This window comes from Candidatus Neptunochlamydia sp. REUL1, from assembly GCF_963457595.1.
Lineage (GTDB): Bacteria > Chlamydiota > Chlamydiia > Chlamydiales > Simkaniaceae > Neptunichlamydia.
Genome location: NZ_OY735137.1, coordinates 1,454,135 through 1,472,477, shown reverse-complemented (window position 1 = coordinate 1,472,477; position 18,343 = coordinate 1,454,135). Strand labels below are relative to the sequence as shown.

The following is an 18,343-nucleotide window of genomic DNA, read 5'->3' as shown; positions in this document are numbered from 1 at the left end:
CTACATATGGTTGATCTAATTAAACATCAAGCTCTTGAAATAAAGAATGAAGCCAATCTAGAACATGGGGAAGATAGATATAAAGAAGGCAAGTTGATGGCTTATTACTCAGTAATATCTACTCTTAAAAATCATGCCTATTTGTACGATATTGAACAAAAAGATATCGGTTTAGAAAATATGAATTTAGAATCAGATTTGCTTGGTCCAAAATAAATTTTTGCAGGATTTTTACTTTTCTTGTAAGCTCCCTCATACCCCACCTAATTGGAGATTAATGTAATGGAATCAAATTACGAAGATTTAAAAAAACAAAGTAACCGACCGCTATGAGCGGAGGCATAAGTCGAGTAACGCGAGGGAACCTCCCCCTCACGTCCTCACAGATCCGTACGTGAACCTCTCGTATGGGTTTCCCTCGCCTTATCTGCAGCCACGTTAAGTATTGCCGACCATTTTTACGAAAGTAGCATAAAAAAAAACTCCTGAGGAGGTACTCAAAAAACACTATCTCGCTACTCCCAAATTTCAGATGGTTTAACTTCCTTTTCCTGTTTCTCTTTTCAATTATGTGGGTACTGAGCTATAGAATAAAGGGATGAACCACTCACTGTTTACAATCTCTTTTGCCCTATTTTTGCTGATGGACCCTGTCGGCAACATTCCCATTTATATCTCCGTGCTCAAAGATGTCGAACCCAAAAGACAGCGGATGATTATTATCCGTGAGTTACTCATTGCCCTTGGGGTGATCGTTCTTTTCACATTCATTGGGGAATACCTCCTGGAAATTCTTAATGTTGGACAAGAAACGATTCTGATTGCTGGGGGGATCATCTTATTTATCATTGCCCTCAAAATGATTTTTCCAAATGGAGCAAGCTATGGAATAGAGGGAGTTGAAAAGGGAGAACCTTTCATAGTTCCTCTAGCAATCCCCCTAGTGGCAGGGCCTTCAGTCCTTGCTGCTGTAATGATTTATTCTCACAGGGAACCAACATCTCTTCTGATCTCCTCTATCTGCATTGCATGGGTCATCTCAACTCTGATCCTTTTTACCTCTCCTTTTCTCAAAAGAATCCTTGGCAATCGGGGAATCAGCGCATGTGAAAGACTCATGGGACTTCTTCTTACCCTCATGGCAATTCAAATGTTTCTTGAAGGAATCACTCTCTTTCAAAACAAGTAGGATTATGGTATTCTTTCCCCTATGAATATCAAGTTGATTATCTCATATGATGGAGCCTCTTATCTTGGTTGGCAAGAAGGAAGTGATGGTCCCACAATAGAGAAGGCTCTTCGCCAAGCTTTGGAAAAGGTCTACCAAGAGCCCCTAGTTCTGCAAGCCGCCTCAAGAACAGATGCAGGAGTTCATGCTCATGGGCAAGTCGTGAATTTCAAGCCGACAAAAAAGAAAGATTTAACGCGCCTTTTGATCAGCCTCAATCAACTCCTTCCAAAATCCATTCGAGTCCTCTCTTTGGAAGAAGTCAAGGATTCCTTCCACCCCACCCTTGACAATGAGGGAAAAGAATACCACTACCACCTTCACCTCGCCCCTGTCCAATCTCCCTTTACAAGAAATTTTTCCTGGCATATTCACACTCCTATTAATATTGGGCTCATGAGAGAGGCTTCTTCTTTTTTTATTGGAACACATGATTTTTCTGCGTTGACTAATATCAATTTCCCTAAACCTAAAGATACGACTCGAACACTGCGCCGCATCGACCTAATTGAAGAAGACTCTAACCTTCGTATTGAGATTGAAGGGAGTAATTTTCTTTATAAAATGGCCCGCAACATTGTCGGAACCCTTGTCTACGTGGGAATGGGTAAGTTAACACTAGCTGAGGCAAGACACCTTCTTACCAAAAAAGATCGAACGTTTGCTGGAATAACGGCCCCCGCCCATGGCCTTACACTCCATGCCGTTTTCTATAGACAGTAGATTGAAACATGCGTATAATCCCCAATTATGATTTCGAGAAATGATCCTTGTTGGTGCGGTAGTGGGAAAAAATGGAAAAAATGCCACCACCCCTTCATGCCACCTCAAAATTTCGAAACGCAAAAGGCGTCATATTTTAAGAACTATCAAATCGTTCTAAAGACTCCCGAGCAGATTGAAGGAATCCGCGCTGCATCAAAGCTTGCTGCGACAATTCTCAAGAAAGTCTGTGCCTTAGCTAAAGAAGGGGTCACAACCCTTGAACTCGACAATCTCTCAACAACGCTTCATAAAGAAGCCGGTGCAACGCCAGCTGCTTTAGGATATGGCCACCCTCCTTTTCCAAAAGGAATCTGCACCTCTCTTAATGAGGTGATCTGTCATGGAATTCCTAATAACACTGTGCTTAGAAATGGGGATATCCTCAATATTGATGTCACCTCGATCCTAAATGGGTTCTATGGGGACTGCAGTGCCATGGTTTGCATCGGGGAAATCGGAGAAGAGAAACAGAAAGTTGTCGATGTTTCCTATGAATGCCTCATGCGAGCAATAAAAATCTTAAAACCTGGGATCTTGGTCTCTGACATTGGACAAACAATTGAAGATTATGCTTCTTCTGAGGGATGTTCCGTTGTGAACCAATTTGTCGCACACGGCGTGGGCATGGAATTTCATGAAGCTCCCCAAATCCCTCACTGCTATAACAACACTCAAATTCCCCTTGCTGCAGGAATGACATTTACGATTGAGCCTATGATTAACGCTGGTGTTCGCTCAGGAATCATTGATCCAAAAGATGAGTGGACAGCGCGTACAACCGATGGGAAACCCAGCGCTCAGTGGGAACATACCCTTCTTATTACAGATGATGGCTATGAAATTCTAACCTTGCCCTAAAGTTTGCTGAAGCCCTTTTTTAGTTACGAATATTTCCCGCTCAATCCCAATGAGCTCTGACTTTGTTTGCTCAAGCTTTTTCTTCTTTTCCTTGACTTCGCTAGTAAGTTTTGTCACTTCTTTGGCAAGGATATCGTCTGGAGCTTTCTTAAGTTTTGCAGTCCCTTCATCAAAGGACTTTTTAACCTTCTGATAATCATCTAATATTTGATCGTAGATCTTTTTGATCATCCCTTTATCTTTTTCAAGGGTCTGGAGAACAAGATGCTGACTTTTTTCCTTGAGAGGCGACTCTGAAGTAGAGTTCTTCTTCTTTTGAGAAAGGAAGTACTCTCGTGCCCTTCGGATCTGCTTTTGATAATTTTCATTAAGAAGTCGCGACTGATAAAGTTCAACGCGGAAGGTGTTGAGTGTTTTTAATCTCTCTCCAGCAACCTGGGTTATGAAATCGTGTCTTTCCTCAAGACCCAATAACTTACGAAGCTTCTCATGCAGATCAAGCTTCAACACCTCCATCTCTCGATGCATTTCGAGTGATTCATGCGTCAAAGCGTCGCTTTGCTTATAAATTTTATCTGACTCAATACGACTAGCCTCGATGAGGTTTAGGAGAGCTTCAACTTCCTCCCTTGCCGACAAAAGCTCTTCTTTAAGAGTCTCGATTTCTTTATCCTGTACCCGTTTTTCTACAGCAGTTTTTTCTTCAAAGCTCTGAAGAGAGATCTGAAGATCCTTTAGTGCCTTTTCCTTTCCATTTTTCATCTTAGCGTAATAATTCTTTAGCTCTTCCATGGAAAGAAATGAAATGGTCAGGCCAAGAACGAGAGAGGCTCCCCAAGCTAATTTCCACAGAAACACGTCACTGCGTCCGAACAAGTAACTAAAAGCAAAATATGTCACCAATCCCATTAAAGTGAGAGCAAAGCCGCTTATCCGATACCGCCAAGAAAAAACAAGGCCTGAAACGGCAATGAGAGGAAGAAATGGATTCGATATAAAGGGCGCAGAAAGGGTAATTGTGAGCATCATTAAAAGAGGTCCTAATAGCATCCAGAAAAGCGGCTTCGTCTCCGAATCCGAGAAATCGGCCCACTTCTTGATGATGTCATTCATGCGTGCCATCTAATAGCCTCCGCCCGAAAATATCTCTAATATTTGAGTCACCGATAAAAAACCTTCCTTAAATCGATCAAGTCCAAAACACTCATTGGGAGCATGCATATTATCAGTGGAAAGCCCCACTCCCATCATCACTAATTCTCCTCCACATATGCGCGAAAGCGTTGGGACAATCGGTATGGTTGCTCCACACAGCTGACGGCAGCAAGGGGCGCTATACACCCGTTCATATGCCTTAATCGTCCCTTCAACGGTATCCGATTGAGGAGAAGTCATCACACCGGGAGTGCCATGCCCCATTTCTAAACCTAACTCTATACCCTCTGGAAGATTATTTTTCAAAAAAGCGGCAATTTCCTTCAAAACTTTTTCAGGATCTTGACCAGGAACTAAGCGGCAAGAGAGTTTTACAGATGCTTTTGCTGGGATAATTGTTTTAAATCCATCCCCGGTATACCCACTTTCTATTCCGTTTATCTCGAGAGTCGGACAAATCCAGTTCGACTCCAATAATGAGTAATCTCCTTCCCCTTGAAATACTCTAACATCTAGAGACGCTGCCTCTGCTTTCACATCCGTGTCCCAATTCAGAATAGAGAGTTCTTCTTTTGAAAGGGTTTTGACCCCATCATAGAATCCAGGAATCGTAACTTTTCCCTGATCATCCCACATCTTCCCAAGCACTGTTGCTAAAGCACGAGCTGGGTTCAAAACCATTCCTCCAAAGACTCCCGAATGAAGGTCGCAATTCGTATTGGTGACTGTTGCATTCAGGTTTGCAACGCCTCGAATCCCCAGTGTAACGGCGGGCTTTCCCCTTGCTGACATATCTAAATCTACAACGAAAACATGGTCTGCTTTCAAGGCCTTTCTTTTTGCCTCAATAATTCCTTCCAACCCTGGACTTCCTACCTCTTCTTCCCCTTCGATCAAAACCTTAATATGGACATTCTTCTCTTGAGCAAGTTCAAGAAAGGCTCGAATTCCTATGAGGGTGTAAAAACCTTGTCCTTTATTATCGATTGCTCCACGAGCATAGACAACATTATCACGCACTTCAGGTTCAAAAGGAGGGCTTTTCCATTCATCAAGAGGAACCGCAGGCTGCACATCATAGTGCCCATAAAAAAGAAGTATTGGAGCATCCTTTTCTTTCGAGGGCATTTCTCCAAAAACAGAGGAATGTCCCGACGTCTCCCAAACCTCTACGTTAAGGCCACAAGATTCCATATAAGAGGCCAGCCACTTTTGACAAGCAAGCATATCCTTTTTGTGAGCAGGGTCGGTACTGATACTAGGAAACTTTAGAAAAGTAAAAAAGTCATCTAGAACACTCGCCCGATTCTTTTCAAACCACGCATCATAATCCTCAAGCATTGGCATCATCCTTACTTTCTAAAGATCATACATGATGAGGGTATTATTCTAAATATCGCTCGGCGCTTTTCATCAGATAGGCGATTAAATCAGGGTCTCCATTGCAATCCATTTCCACACTCATTTTTCCTCCTTCAGAAGGTTTTGAACATGTGATGAGTACAAAAGAGAGCTCTTCATCAGAGAGGGCTTTTTTTAATCGAGAGACACTTGGAGAGCGAAAATCAGCTCTTATAACTTTGGACATCTTTTCTCACTGCTAATACCAAATAAAAGACGATTTTTTGCACATAAGATATTTATATGCAATCAAACTCTCCCCTTTTTTTAATTAAAATATTGTTTCGGTTATAGAGGTGGATAGAAATGGTTAATAAATGGTAGACTTGGGTTTTACTAGTGCTTCAACTTCAAATTGATAAAGATGAGGAAGCTATTTTGATCAGTATTAAAATCTGGAGCTTGCAAACAACCGTAAACGGTTGCTAAAAGTGAAGATGAAAATGCAGGTTGAAAGAGCAACTTAGGTTTATCAATTTGAAGCTGAATCACTAAAATTGAGGAAGTTCAAGATGTTTAAACGCGTGGCTCTTTTTCTACTGATCAACTGTTTAGTTATCCTAACCATTTCTGTTGTTCTATCACTGTTAAACGTAAAACCCTATCTCACAGCACATGGGTTAGACCTGCAATCCTTAATGATTTTTTGTCTTATTTGGGGAATGTGTGGCGCTTTGATCTCTCTTGCCCTTTCGAGAAAAATGGCGAAGTGGCTCATGCGTGTCCAATTGGTCACCCCCCAAGGAAGTCACGCTGATCTATACCATATGGTAGCAAAACTAGCCCGCGATGCCAACCTCCCAAGCACTCCTGAAGTAGGAATCTTTGATTCTCCCCAGCCTAATGCTTTTGCAACAGGCCCTACCAAAAGACGCTCTCTTGTTGCCATTTCTACAGGACTTATAAGTGCTATGAATAAAGAGGAGCTTGAAGCGGTTCTCGCCCATGAAATTTCTCATATCTCCAATGGCGATATGGTTACAATGACCCTTATACAGGGAATTGTGAATGCCTTTGTCATGTTCCTTGCCCGCGTTCTTGCGTATGCAGTATCTGCGACTAGCCGCTCGGATAACCGGCGCTCTTCCTATATGAGCTATTATCTTTTTACAATCCTATTCGAAGTTGTCTTTATGGTCTTTGGCGCGATGGTAATTGGCGCATTTTCTAGAACTCGAGAGTTTCGCGCTGATAGGGGCGGGGCTATCTTAACACGCAAAGAGCATATGATTGCTGCACTGCAAAAACTGAAAACATTCAAAGCAAGCCCAGCAAGCAAGAAAAGTTCAATGAATGCCTTGATGATTTCCACACCCGGAAAGCAAGGTCTTATGCGTCTACTTGCATCGCACCCCCCTCTTGATGTCCGTATTGAACGATTGCAGCAAGAAATTTAAGAAGCAATTTGTGACAACACTATCTTAGGGTGTGTCCCTGAAGTCCTCTCCAAGGAGTTGTGCCTAGATTTTCTCATCTGTTGACGTTGTGGAGATTGATAGCAACTTGGTAAAGTTGTTGAGATCGAACACAAATACAGATGGGTAAAGGTGAGCCAAATTCTGGAAAGGAAGTTTAGGGACACGCCCTAGACCTTTTGAGCTTCAGGAGTTCTCCTGAGCTTGTTGTAGATCCACGAGGGAGAACCAACAACCGAACTGCGTGCCCAGCGATAGCTTCCATAGAGGGCCGCTAGAGCAACAAAGATTTTTATCAGATCGCGCCGTTCTATTCTCGATGCTGGAAAAATGCTCTTTTGAGAAGGGGTATTGAATACTCCCTGAAAAAGCTCCGGAACTCTAGGTTGGAGATGCCCCATATCCACAAGCAACTTTGCAAGAACCAGAGGATGGATGTCACCCTTTAAAGCAATATCATACTCCTCCATGGGGATGACAACCTCATCAAAAACACCTTTTTCCTCTCGAGCTAAATAGTTTCCAACTGGCAAGGAGGCTATTTCATACATTACCTGATATGCAATATAGATCAGCTGTTTTTGAATCTCTCCTGATGGAGCCTTTTGTCGAACATCTTCTGAAATTTCAGGGTGCGTTTGGTAAAACGCCAAAAGAGATTTTGTCGTGCAGTCAAAGTACTCCGACAAAGCAAGCAAGGTCTCAAGATCCCCTGGTGTTCTTCTCCAATCAAGATCAATCTGGTCTCTTAATTCGGGTTCAGCGTTTCTGATTTTGAAATATATTTCACCTTTTAAAAGACTCTCTAGAGGTTCAGTAACAGTATAATGCTTTTTTTGAACTCCAACTTCATACCATTTCTTCTTAAAGTCTAGGTCAATTTCAGCTTTCTTTCTCGCGACATACTCACCCTTTGCCTGTTCGAAACTATCTTTAGGCGTGACACCATAGTCTTGAAGGAAACTAAAGAACTTTTCCTCTGAATAAGCCGCTCTGTTGGCTATAAGACCTATCTCTTCAAGCGCTGCAATGGTGAGTGTTTCATCGAGTCCGACTTCTTGGGCTTTCCTGCGAAGCTCTAAATCCTGCCCATGCCACTGCGGGGCTATCCTTGTTCCAAACGTATCGAGCATCAGTTCATAAAAATCTTTGTTTCCACCCAAAAACTCATAGAGAACCTCAATGATATCTCCAGGGGTATACTCCTCATCAAATACCTGATGGGTCCGTACAGAATTATTGTACATGCTACTAATACTGAATAACCGACCATTAACGGGAGGATTTGGCAATCCACGACTATCTCTTAGATGGGCTACTAAGTTATCTTGAGCATGAGTATCACCTGTTAGCCTCTGCGCATATTGTTGAGCCAAAAGCGAAGGGAGACCTTCAGCGCGTCTACTCCGGTTTATCACCTCCAAATCCCCTTGAAACTCTTGAGTCTTCATAAGAATTTGGGGATCATGGTTAAGCCTATATACAAGGTGCCTTCGATGCTCCCCCAACGGGACTTGAAGCTGATTATCAAAACCACTTACAACCATCTCAATATTTCCTAAAGAACACCGCACAATATCAAAGACTTCATTCCAACGACTATGACACGCGAAACAGTCAAGAAACATTTTTGCGTAGATCGTTCCAACGCTCTTTGAAAGAAATGCATTCTCTCCTAAATCTTCATGAAGGTAATGCATAATCCATTGAAGCTGGCGGATATGCTTTGCTTTATCTTCACTCGATAAAGTATATTCCAATCGACTGCTCCCATCCAGGCCTCTTTTGACCCTGTTAACAGCATTATCCCGAAGCCGCTCCTTAGTATAGGTCCTTTGGAACCCTCCTGTAGAATCTGTTAGCTGCGCCGCTGAAATACAACTAAAGTCCACCTTATCATAAAGCTCAAGCAAGTCACTCAATGGATATTCACGTGGTGGTGGTGGGACCTCTTGGGCCGCTTGAATTCCCCGATATTGCTCAAAATGCGTCGATGGAATCGTAAACAGGGCGTTCCAAAACCATCGTGTATCCATTTTTGGAGATTCTGACTTCAATTCTTTAAACCGATCATAGATCAATTGGAATCCATGATCTTTAGCAAGCCTTTGGAGCCCTTCTGCGTCGTGACAATAGGCTATATTTTCAAAATCAAAAAGCTCTTCACCATATTGCTTTTTAAGAAAAGGTCCATGACGGTACCCCGCCTTCATTAAGGCCTTGTATCCTTTAGCAGATCCGCTGCCATACATCACAGCTTCCGCTGGTTTGCGCGCATTGTAAAAGGCATCCGTTGGTTGATAAAAATCTTGATTCACAAGTGTAAGGAAATCTTCATATCTCCTCCCATCAAAACAATTTGCTGCTAAATGTTCCCAAGCCCACGAAGGCTTTAAGCGAGGAAACCTTGCCTTCAGCTCCCCATAAGCTTGAATCACTGCTTCCATCGAATTCTGCTCTAGAGCGCGGACTAAGGCTTTTTCATCACAGGTTACAAGTGCTTTTTCGAGGATGTTACCCAGCACCTCTTCTTGGTAGTGTTGTGCATAATTAGTCTTAATGACTTTTTCATACCCCATAGAGACAAGAAACCACACAAAGTCTCGAGAAATATCCGTTACCTTAGTTGTAGCATGCGGCTTTAAAAATCTATCTTCGAAAAAAGGATCGACTGTAAGGAACCGACCATTGACAAGAGATCTTGCAAGCTCTTGTTTTCCGCTTGCAATCACTCTTTGAATAAGCTCTCCTTCTCCTATAAATTTTATTCCATTTAAAGCTTCAATCTTTCCGCCGCGGTTGAGAAGCTGTATGACCCATTCATCATTTACTTCACCTGGGGCTTTGCCCCGGCAGTATCCCATGAGTACATGCTCCCAAATCCAATCCGTATTCAATAAAGGCAATGTCTGTTTTAAATCTGCAAGACTCTCATCCAAGGCAGAAAGCTCAATGCTATTCAATACTCCCTCAATCGAGTTCACTTGACCTGTCATAATGTAATCTTCTAACGGATGAGCCGTTACGTAGTCATACCTATTGCCTCGTCTCTCTTCGAGAGTTGCTGGGTAACCAATCTGAAGGAGGAAGGTTTTCACAGCAGGGCTTCCTCTTGTAAATGCCGCTTCTGAATAGTAAGGCTTAGGATCTACAAGCTCTTCTTCGCATAGTCTTCTAGCAATCGTGCCGAGCCCGTTTGCTTGCAGGTGAACTAGAAGATCTTGACCAACGACTTTTACGGTTTGAGCATCCCTATCAGCAGTAAGAATTTCCCGAATAATCCCCTCATCGTCTTTAGAATCTTCCAGGTAGCCCTGAAGAAAGCACCCCCAGATCCACTCTATGCGAAGATGTGGAAGAGCTTGCTTAAGCTGCCCCACTTCCTCTTGAATCGCTGCAAAGGTCTTTAGGTTCTTTCCCCTTCTTTTGAGATCCTCAGTATTACCTGTCATAATTGCTTTCTCTAGAAGAAGCGTGGTTTTAAGGTCGTAGGTATATCGACTACGGGTTTCAATAGAAGCACTATATCCCCAATGAAGCAGGAACGTGCGACACACTTGACTGTCTTTAACTTTATCAAAAAATGCATCAGTAAGATAAGGGCGTACCTCAAAGAGTTTCCCCTGTGCGAGCTCCTCAGCAAGCTCCACGTTTCCATTAAGCAATAAGTGTTCTAAAAATGTCCCGCCATTGCTATCTGTTGCCTTAGGATCGGCTTTTCCTTTAATTAGCATGCTAATTACTTCAGCATCCAAAGACTGAAAAAGAAGAGGGACACCAGCTAGATTTTTTGCGTTAAGATCCATCCCTGATTCAAGATAATTCCTGACTTGTTCTTGATCTCCCTTTATAACAGCCCGCTCAAAAGACTGATTGATCGTTATTCTAAGCGCCAAAAAGACTCGAAAAGCAATGACATTAACCGCTGGAACTAGCAGGAAGGCTGTTTGAACCGAGTGAGATACAATGTTTTTTAAAACCTGAGCACTGAAACCTTTTTTTGAAAGATGACAAGTTTCTTTCACTACATACTGAGCTTGGTGAACTCCCTCCATGAGGGGCTCACGCAGATACCGATCATATACAAACGACGGGAGGGGCCCGCACCCAATAGAAACGCTCATTTTAAACCTAAATCATTGTTATTTGACAGGCATGGTAGCAAAAAAAAGGATTTCATGATAGGAAATTACGTTAGCAAGACCCGAGTATGGGAGACTTCTTCTAGCAAGCCATCCTTCCCTAGGGTAACCACCTTTTCAGGTTGAATTTTTTCAGTCAGGCTGGCTAAGCTATCTGACTGAATAACAATGAAATCTACCTCATGAAGTGAAGAAAGAAGAGAAAGAAAATCCTGATCAGGATCGGTATCTACAAGATAGATCATCAGCCGACCCTCCCCTTTATTACTAGAAAGTTTTTGAATTTGAGAAAAAAGGGCACTAGAAACCCCATCCTCAGTGTTGATTCCTAGGACGGTAAGTTTTTTATTGATCAGAGCCTGTTCCAATGTGAAGAGGTGACTCTCATCAAATATTTTATTGCTGCTATTGGTTTCTAGAAGACGTTCCGCAAGCTCAGAAAGAGAAACACGGACACACCCCAAACGTTCGATAGCAATCCCTGCAGCAACATTTGAAAGCTCAAGCCCCTCTTGGAGACTCAACCCCGAAGCAAATGTCATTGTTGTCATTGCAAGCACCGTATCACCAGCACCCGTAACATCCTTGACTTCCCTTGTTTTTACAGGGAAATCAAAACGAATACGATTCTTCTGAAATAGGGAAATCCCTTGTTCACTTCGGGTCACCATAATCATTTCTGACGCAGTTTGCTCAAGCAAGGCACCACTAATCGCATCAAGATCCGCATCACTCGTCAGCTTAGATGCAGCCACCGCTTCCTTGTAATTGGGCTTAATGAGCGTCGCTCCACGATATTTTGTAAAATCTTCCCCTTTTGGATCAACAATCGTGGGGATTTCGTTTTCTTGAGCAATATCAATCACCGTTTGGAGAAGAGATTTTGATAGGAACCCTTTTGCATAATCAGAAATTGCAATGACTTCTACTTGATGCTTTATCGAAAGAACGTAATCAATCACTTTCTTTTCAACTTCTTTAGAAAGAGGGGAAATGCACTCTTGGTCAACTCGAATGAGCTGCTGAGCATCTGCGATCAATCGATTTTTGAGTGGAGTACTTACCCCATTTTGAGTGAAGATCCCCTCCGTCTTGATTCCTTCCTTTTCTAGAAGGGTTTTGATGCGAACTCCCTCTTTGTCATCACCAACGCGCCCTACAGCAACCACATCAGCCCCAAGAGCCCTGAGATTTAAGACGACATTGCCAGCTCCACCGGGAAGATCATGGGACTCCTGAACGTGAAGGATAGGAACGGGGGCCTCAGGAGAGATCCTTTGCACACGCCCCGTCGTATAGGTATCAAGCATGAAGTCGCCCAGCACCAAAACCTTTGCAGGCCTAAGGCGGCTGAACGAGCCGAGAAGTTTTACCATCTTTCATCCTTTAGGAGATAGTTTGTCACATAATCTTCGATCGCAGAGTCGAAGGTAAAATCTGGTTTGTACTCTAATTTTTTCTCTTGGATTGCCTTTTGAAACTTATCCATCTCAGCGCAAGTATAGTTTTGATATTTACCCATCAAATCTTCTGGCATAGGAATGTATTCGATATTTTCCTTTTTCTCCATGGCTTTAAATACATTTTTCGCCATTGCATTCCAAGTATTTGCCTCGCCACTCCCCACATTGAAAATCCCCCCAATCTCGCTTTTAAGGAGGAGAGAGATCATTTTGACAGCATCTTTGACATAGAAAAAGTCGCGACATTGATCTCCATCTCCAAATTGCAGAGGATCAGGCGATTTAAATAAGCGCACTTTTCCGGTCTTGTGAATTTGGTCAACCATGTGAATCACCATTGAGGCCATCCGCCCTTTGTGATACTCATTAGGACCAAAGATATTGAAAAACTTGAGACCCACAACCTGGTCTAGCACCCCTTGCTCATGAAGCCACTTATCAAACATCTGTTTTGAAAAACCATATAAATTCAAAGGCTTCAAATCGTCGAGCATCCCTACGTCATCAGCAAAGCCTAGACATCCATCCCCATAAGTTGCTGCTGAAGAGGCATAGATAAAACGATGGTCGTGCTCAAGGGCATACTCAGCAAGCTTTATCGAAAAACGGTAGTTGGTCTTCATGAAATAGTCACCATCAGACTTGACAGTGCTCGAACAAGCCCCCATATGGACAAAAGCTTCTATCTCCTGCTCTCGACCGTCCAAGTAGTCAAAGATATCATCGCGAGAGACAAAATCAACGAACCGCTTATTCCGCAGATTCATCCACTTAATGCTGCTTCGAAAATCATCAACAAGAAGGAGGTTATAATATCCTTGGTCGTTAAGGTAACGAACCATTGCCGACCCAATAAAACCAGCGGCACCCGTCACAACTATCAACTGATCATCATAAATCTTAGTCTTCATCACCTGTAGATGATGGCATACCTTTGACTATTTGGAAAGAGGTTCTTCCATTTTTGCCTGGACACAGGCCAAAAAATTTTTCACATGCGACTGAAAAATTGGGTCCTGAGCAAACTCTGGAAGGAGATAGCTCCACTCATACAGCGTTTCATCCGAAATACCAAATGCTTGACTTTTGAAATACGAAACAGCCCAAATCAACCAACTTGGACGGTAAGCCATGGAATATTGAATCATTTGATGCCAACGCTGAATTGCTTCTTCATTCGTAAATCGTTTTTCTGCCTCATAACACGCATCAAAGTAGGGGCTCCACTTCCGTCCGTCATATAGATCTGCAAGAACCTCCTCTTCAATAAACTTCAACAGGGTCGCTTCATGCCCTTTAGCATAAGGTCTCACCTTTGCATAAATTCCTGATTGCTCTACAAATTCTTCACGAACAATATCAACCCATGCATGAAATTTAATCCCCGCCTCAAACTTGGAGAAGCAGCTTTCCACCTCCCCGATATCTCGGACTATAGGATGAGTCAATTCTCGAGGGAAATGCGCGACATAACGAATATCTGGAAAGAGGGTTCCCACTAAAAAGTCCCCTACCTCCTCCTTGGTTTGATGCAGCGCACAATACCTTTCGCCCAAAAAAAGATGCGTCATAGGCCCCGCTGCCATTCCCAACTGAAAAAATATAAGAAAAATCCAACCTTTAAATCTCATACCACTGTGCTCTCTTTCGAGAAATATATGAGCTCTTCCAAAATTGAACATCTGGGAGAGATGGACTTCCAACTGTTCCAAAGCAGAAAAATGCGGTGCCGCTTCCTGTCATAGCAACTGAGTGGAACCCAAGAGCAAGCAGGTTCTGCTTCAACTTTTTGAGATCAGGACGAAGAGAAAATGCCGGAAACTCTAAATCATTAATCCCCCACTTTCTTTCCTTTAGCAAATGCATTGGATCATCGAGATTCACATTGGGCCTGCAATGGTTATAAACAAGTGGAGTAGAAAGGCCGAGGCCACTTGACTTGGCCAGATAGAGATTCTTCGTTGGCAAAGGATCTAAAAGTTCAACAATTTCTCCACGCCCTGTCGTATAAGCTGTACCGCTGGAAAAAAAGAAAGGCGCATCAGAGGAGATTTCTGCCGCCCACTCAGCAAGCTTTGTTTCCAAAAGTCCCAAATCGGAAAGCTGGTTCATTGCATAAAGGGTCGTTGCGATATTGCCACTACCCCCACCGAGTCCTCCTTCGGCAGGGATCCTCTTTTCAACATGGATGGCAAGCGGAACATCAAATCCTGTTTTCTTTCGGAACAGGTTACGAGCCTTATGGATAAAGTTGTTTTCGTCTGTGGGGATTTGAGGATCAGTGCAGGTCAAAGAGTCCGCATCTGCTAAGTCAAACTGAAGTGTGTCACAAAGAGAGATGGCCTGCATGAGACTTGCAATCTCATGAAAGCCATCATCACGTTTTTTTAAGACGCGAAAAAAGAGATTGAGCTTCGCTGGAGAATAGAGCTTCACTCTTTAGAGCGCTCTTCCAGTTCTTCTTTCATCTCTTTTTCCCGCTCGCTGCGCATTGGAAGGTCATCAGATGTCTCTTCAGAACCTTCAGCAGCTGCAAGGGCCTCTTCTTGCTCTTCATCTACAACCTCGACCTTCGGCTTCGGTTCTTGAACTTTGGTCTCTCCCTCAATTTTGAGCTTGAAGGTTGCTGCAACATCTTCTTTTAGACGAAGGTGCACATCAAAAGTACCCACAGTTTTAAAAGGCTTGGGAAGAATCACGTTCTTTCTTTCGATCGTAACGCTTTCCTGCTCCTCAAGAATCTTAACGATATCAGAAGAAGCAACAGAACCATACAGATGCCCTTGAGAGTCGTTTTTCACCTTTGTTGTCAAAGTTTTCTCTTTAAGGCGTGCAGCCAAAGCTTGAGAATCTTTCTTATCTTTTGCTGATTGTGCTGCACGCTCAACCTGTAATTGTTCCTGCATTCGAATGGTTCTCTTGTCAGCAATGACTGCCTTCTTTTGAGGAAGGAGGTAGTTACGGACAAAACCTGGCTTTGCACTAGCAAGCTCTCCTTTCCTTCCAAGATTGATCACATCTTCAAGAAGAAGGAGCTGAGTTTTTGCACTTTTCTTTTGTTTCATATTTATTATTCCTCCGCAACAAAGGGCAGTAGAGCCACATGTCTGGCTTTTTTAATCGCTTTTTTCAGCAGCTGCTGATAGTGGTGCGAAATCCCTGTGATTCGCCGAGGGAGAATCTTTCCCCTCTCAGTGATAAATTTCTCAAGGGTTTCGGTGTCTTTGTAGTCAATTTCTTTAATCCCTGCGGCCGTAAAAGGGCAGGATTTTTTCTTCTTAAATCCAAAACTGCGTCGTTTATTCACTTAATCTATCCTCTATTACTCTTCACCGAGAGGTTTAAATTCAATTTTCTCAAGAACCTTTTCGGTCCGCATCGTCATGAAACGGATTAGGTCCTCGTTAAGATGATACTCTTTCCACATCTCCTCAATCAGTGTTGGGACAACTGAAAAATAAAGGAGAAAGTACTGTCCTTGCTTATGTCCATTGATTTCATAAGCAAGCTTTTTTCGTCCCATCTCATGGATTTTATGGATTTCTCCTCCATTTACTTCGATGGTACTCGTAATGCGCTCCAAAGATTTCTTCAAAGCGTCTTCACTAAGAGATGCGTTTATAATGTACATCCCTTCATAGAGTCTGCTCTCTTGTTTAGTCATGCATGTTCCTTCATTTCTTGAAATAACCACTCTTCGATAAAAGTTACGGCTTGAGTGAGTATTTCGGGAATTTTTTCTTGTTCTTCTCTTGTAAAAGGAGCTAAAACATAGTCTTCTAAGTAACCCACTGAAGGTTCTCCTACACCAAGCCTCAGACGCTGATATTGCTGCGTCCCAAGCTTTTCTTCGATGTCTTTCAGGCCATTATGGCCTCCAGCACTCCCCTTCTCTCGAAACCGAAGGGTTCCAAAGGGAAGAGCAACATCATCAGAAAGAATGAGAGTTTCCTTTCGAGAAACTTTAAAAAAGTCCATTGTCTTTCGCACTGCTTGTCCAGAGAGGTTCATGTAGGTTATCGGGAAAAGGAGGAAAACTTTTCCTTCTTTGACCATTCCTTTTGCAACTTCTCCTTTGAGCATGTTCTCCTTTTTAAAAGGTAATAGATGTTTATCAGCAAAAGCAGAAAGGACCATTTGACCCAAATTATGACGGGTCGACTCATACTTCTTTCCAGGATTTCCTAGTCCAACAACGAGGGCTCTTTTACTTTCACTTTCCATTGACATTACCGTTTCGCAATGACAACAATGATTTCTTTATCAGCAGCGAGGGGGCGAATGGCATTCCCAAATTCGATATCTCCAACCCGCTTAGATTGTCCAATTGCAAGCTCTTTAATGCTAAGCTTGAAATCGGTTGGAATATCTTTAGGAAGACATCTGACCTTAATATGGCGCTTGATTGGGCGAACAAATCCCCCCAACTTTACTCCTACGCAATCGGCTTCCCCAATGCACGCAATCGGCACTTTTACATCAACAACTGCTTTATCGTCTAAGATCATGAAATCGAGATGGAGAACCCGATACGTTGTTGGATGGTATTGGATATCTTTAACGATGGTTTTGATTTTCTTGCCATCAACCTCAAGCTCAAAAATAGTTGTCGGAAGGTACCCTTTGGGAAGCCCCCGAATAACCGCTGAGAACTCGGCTCCTTTCACGGCGATTTTTTCGCAAGGCTTACCCTTAGAGTAAACCACAGCAGCTATATCACCCTGATGTCTGAGCTTTGTAAGCTCACTCTTTTTTTCTCCTGCCCGTTTGGACACTGTGAGTTTCATAAACACTCCAGATTATTCATTAAAAAAAAATTCACTTTCCAAACAGTGAGACTATGCCTTGGGGCGGAAGAGGGAACTGACCGACTCGTTATTCACGATACGCTCAATTGCTTTTCCAAACACCCCTGCAACAGAGAGGACTTCAACATGGGAATGATCTATCTCATTGGGCAGAGGAACTGTGTTGGCAACCAAAAGGTGATCTACTCCCTCAAGCTTCTCATCAAAGAGAGGGTGAGTCACCGCTGCAAAAACGCGAGATGCACCTGCTTTTTTTGCTGCCTTGGACGCTTCTTTAAGCGTCCCTCCTGTGGAACAAATATCGTCCACCAGGATCACGTCCCTTCCCTGCACATCGCCGATGAGCGCATAGACTTCTACATCCTTTGCATTCATCCGCTGCTTATCTACAATCGCAAAAGAGGCGCTTATTTCAGTCGCCATGATGCGGGCAAGTTTAGCACTTCCTACATCTGGGGCACAAACAACGGGATCCTTCAGTCCCAGCTTCTGAATCCCATCCGCAAATATAGTTCGCGCATAGAGATTATCGACTGGAATATCGAAAAACCCCTGAATTTGCTCAGAGTGCAAATCCATTGTTACTAGGCGCGAAACCCCAGCTGTTTCTAGGAGATTCGCCACGAGCTTTGCCGTTATCGGCACTCGTCCCTTATCTTTGCGATCCTGCCGCGCATACCCATAATACGGAATGACTGCGACAATATTGCGTGCAGAGGCCCTTTTAAGAGCATCGATTAAAATCAGAAGCTCCATGAGATAGAAATTGGGTTTCCTCGCTACGCTTTGCACAACGAAGACATCCCGACCACGGACATTCTCAAGTATGTGAACGCCTATCTCACCATCAGGGAATAATTCGATTTGAGAACTGCCAAGCTTGACATCCAGACTCTTTGCAATTTCTTCCGACAAAGCCGGATGGGAGGTTCCCGAGAAAAGCATAAGCGGTGCATCAGTCATTGACTCACTCAAATCACAAAATTGGGGTGGGAGGATTCGAACCTCCGCATGCCGATACCAAAAACCGGTGCCTTACCGCTTGGCTACACCCCATCAAGTTCAATTAACCATGAGTGTCGCGCAGATTAGCTCAACAACTCAGGTT

19 protein-coding genes and 1 tRNA gene are annotated in these 18,343 nt (G+C 43.1%); 5 read left to right on the top strand and 15 right to left on the bottom strand.

Annotation, left to right across the window (positions count from 1 at the left end):
• Window positions 1-6 precede the first annotated feature (6 nt).
• The 4 genes from R2I63_RS07950 (at window position 7) to R2I63_RS07935 (ending at window position 2,851) form a co-directional block, all read left to right on the top strand.
• The gene (locus R2I63_RS07950; protein WP_316356525.1) at window positions 7-216 is read left to right on the top strand and encodes a hypothetical protein; all 210 of its coding nucleotides are present in this window, start codon (window positions 7-9) and stop codon (window positions 214-216) included.
• A 382-nt stretch (window positions 217-598) separates the two neighbouring features.
• Window positions 599-1,189 (top strand): YhgN family NAAT transporter, encoded by a 591-nt coding sequence (locus R2I63_RS07945; RefSeq protein ID WP_316356521.1) that lies wholly within the window; start codon window positions 599-601, stop codon window positions 1,187-1,189.
• 21 nt (window positions 1,190-1,210) lie between these two features.
• Window positions 1,211-1,951, top strand: a complete 741-nt coding sequence (gene truA / locus R2I63_RS07940; RefSeq protein WP_316356516.1) for a tRNA pseudouridine(38-40) synthase TruA — start codon at window positions 1,211-1,213, stop codon at window positions 1,949-1,951.
• 30 nt (window positions 1,952-1,981) lie between these two features.
• Window positions 1,982-2,851, top strand: coding sequence for a methionyl aminopeptidase (locus R2I63_RS07935; RefSeq protein WP_445083688.1), 870 nt, complete (start codon window positions 1,982-1,984; stop codon window positions 2,849-2,851).
• Here R2I63_RS07935 and R2I63_RS07930 read toward each other — a convergent pair.
• From R2I63_RS07930 to R2I63_RS07920, 3 genes are read right to left on the bottom strand one after another with little or no spacing between them, the layout of a single operon-like run.
• The gene (locus R2I63_RS07930) at window positions 2,837-3,973 is read right to left on the bottom strand and encodes a hypothetical protein (RefSeq protein ID WP_316356512.1); all 1,137 of its coding nucleotides are present in this window, start codon (window positions 3,971-3,973) and stop codon (window positions 2,837-2,839) included. The two genes, R2I63_RS07935 and R2I63_RS07930, sit on opposite strands and share 15 nt — an antisense overlap.
• Window positions 3,974-5,347, bottom strand: a complete 1,374-nt coding sequence (locus R2I63_RS07925) for a M20/M25/M40 family metallo-hydrolase (RefSeq protein ID WP_316356508.1) — start codon at window positions 5,345-5,347, stop codon at window positions 3,974-3,976. It abuts the gene before it with no gap.
• 43 nt (window positions 5,348-5,390) lie between these two features.
• A complete protein-coding gene (locus tag R2I63_RS07920; protein WP_316356506.1) occupies window positions 5,391-5,594 on the bottom strand; it encodes a hypothetical protein in 204 nt (67 codons plus the stop codon).
• 325 nt (window positions 5,595-5,919) lie between these two features.
• On the opposite strand from R2I63_RS07920, the gene htpX reads away from it, so the two are divergent.
• Window positions 5,920-6,804: a protease HtpX gene (gene htpX / locus R2I63_RS07915; protein WP_316356502.1), complete on the top strand. Its 885-nt coding sequence runs from the start codon at window positions 5,920-5,922 to the stop codon at window positions 6,802-6,804.
• Window positions 6,805-6,992: 188 nt separating this feature from the next.
• Here htpX and R2I63_RS07910 read toward each other — a convergent pair whose 3' ends face one another.
• The 12 genes from R2I63_RS07910 to R2I63_RS07855 all read right to left on the bottom strand — a co-directional run bounded on the left by R2I63_RS07910 (window position 6,993) and on the right by R2I63_RS07855 (window position 18,291).
• Window positions 6,993-10,946, bottom strand: coding sequence for a hypothetical protein (locus tag R2I63_RS07910; protein ID WP_316356500.1), 3,954 nt, complete (start codon window positions 10,944-10,946; stop codon window positions 6,993-6,995).
• Between the two features lie 65 nt (window positions 10,947-11,011).
• Complete coding sequence (gene rfaE1, locus R2I63_RS07905) at window positions 11,012-12,340, bottom strand: D-glycero-beta-D-manno-heptose-7-phosphate kinase (protein ID WP_316356497.1); 1,329 nt, start codon at window positions 12,338-12,340, stop codon at window positions 11,012-11,014.
• On the bottom strand, window positions 12,334-13,338 hold the full coding sequence (rfaD, locus tag R2I63_RS07900) for an ADP-glyceromanno-heptose 6-epimerase (protein ID WP_316356494.1): 1,005 nt from the start codon (window positions 13,336-13,338) through the stop codon (window positions 12,334-12,336). Before rfaD ends, rfaE1 begins: the two co-directional genes overlap by 7 nt.
• Before the next feature lie 27 nt (window positions 13,339-13,365).
• Entirely contained in the window at window positions 13,366-14,058 is a 693-nt protein-coding gene (locus R2I63_RS07895; RefSeq protein WP_316356493.1) for a hypothetical protein, read from the bottom strand.
• The gene (gene ispE, locus R2I63_RS07890) at window positions 14,048-14,863 is read right to left on the bottom strand and encodes a 4-(cytidine 5'-diphospho)-2-C-methyl-D-erythritol kinase (RefSeq protein ID WP_316356490.1); all 816 of its coding nucleotides are present in this window, start codon (window positions 14,861-14,863) and stop codon (window positions 14,048-14,050) included. Before ispE ends, R2I63_RS07895 begins: the two co-directional genes overlap by 11 nt.
• Window positions 14,860-15,492 (bottom strand): 50S ribosomal protein L9, encoded by a 633-nt coding sequence (gene rplI, locus R2I63_RS07885; RefSeq protein WP_316356488.1) that lies wholly within the window; start codon window positions 15,490-15,492, stop codon window positions 14,860-14,862. Before rplI ends, ispE begins: the two co-directional genes overlap by 4 nt.
• Before the next feature lie 5 nt (window positions 15,493-15,497).
• Entirely contained in the window at window positions 15,498-15,734 is a 237-nt protein-coding gene (rpsR, locus tag R2I63_RS07880) for a 30S ribosomal protein S18 (RefSeq protein WP_316356485.1), read from the bottom strand.
• A gap of 15 nt (window positions 15,735-15,749) precedes the next feature.
• Complete coding sequence (gene rpsF, locus R2I63_RS07875; protein ID WP_316356483.1) at window positions 15,750-16,091, bottom strand: 30S ribosomal protein S6; 342 nt, start codon at window positions 16,089-16,091, stop codon at window positions 15,750-15,752.
• Window positions 16,088-16,651, bottom strand: a complete 564-nt coding sequence (gene pth, locus R2I63_RS07870; RefSeq protein WP_316356482.1) for an aminoacyl-tRNA hydrolase — start codon at window positions 16,649-16,651, stop codon at window positions 16,088-16,090. The genes rpsF and pth overlap by 4 nt, the downstream gene beginning before the upstream one ends.
• Before the next feature lie 5 nt (window positions 16,652-16,656).
• Window positions 16,657-17,214, bottom strand: a complete 558-nt coding sequence (locus R2I63_RS07865; protein WP_316356480.1) for a 50S ribosomal protein L25/general stress protein Ctc — start codon at window positions 17,212-17,214, stop codon at window positions 16,657-16,659.
• Window positions 17,215-17,265: 51 nt separating this feature from the next.
• A complete protein-coding gene (locus R2I63_RS07860; protein ID WP_316356478.1) occupies window positions 17,266-18,198 on the bottom strand; it encodes a ribose-phosphate diphosphokinase in 933 nt (310 codons plus the stop codon).
• Window positions 18,199-18,219: 21 nt separating this feature from the next.
• A tRNA-Gln gene (locus R2I63_RS07855) sits at window positions 18,220-18,291 on the bottom strand.
• Window positions 18,292-18,343: the final 52 nt, after the last annotated feature.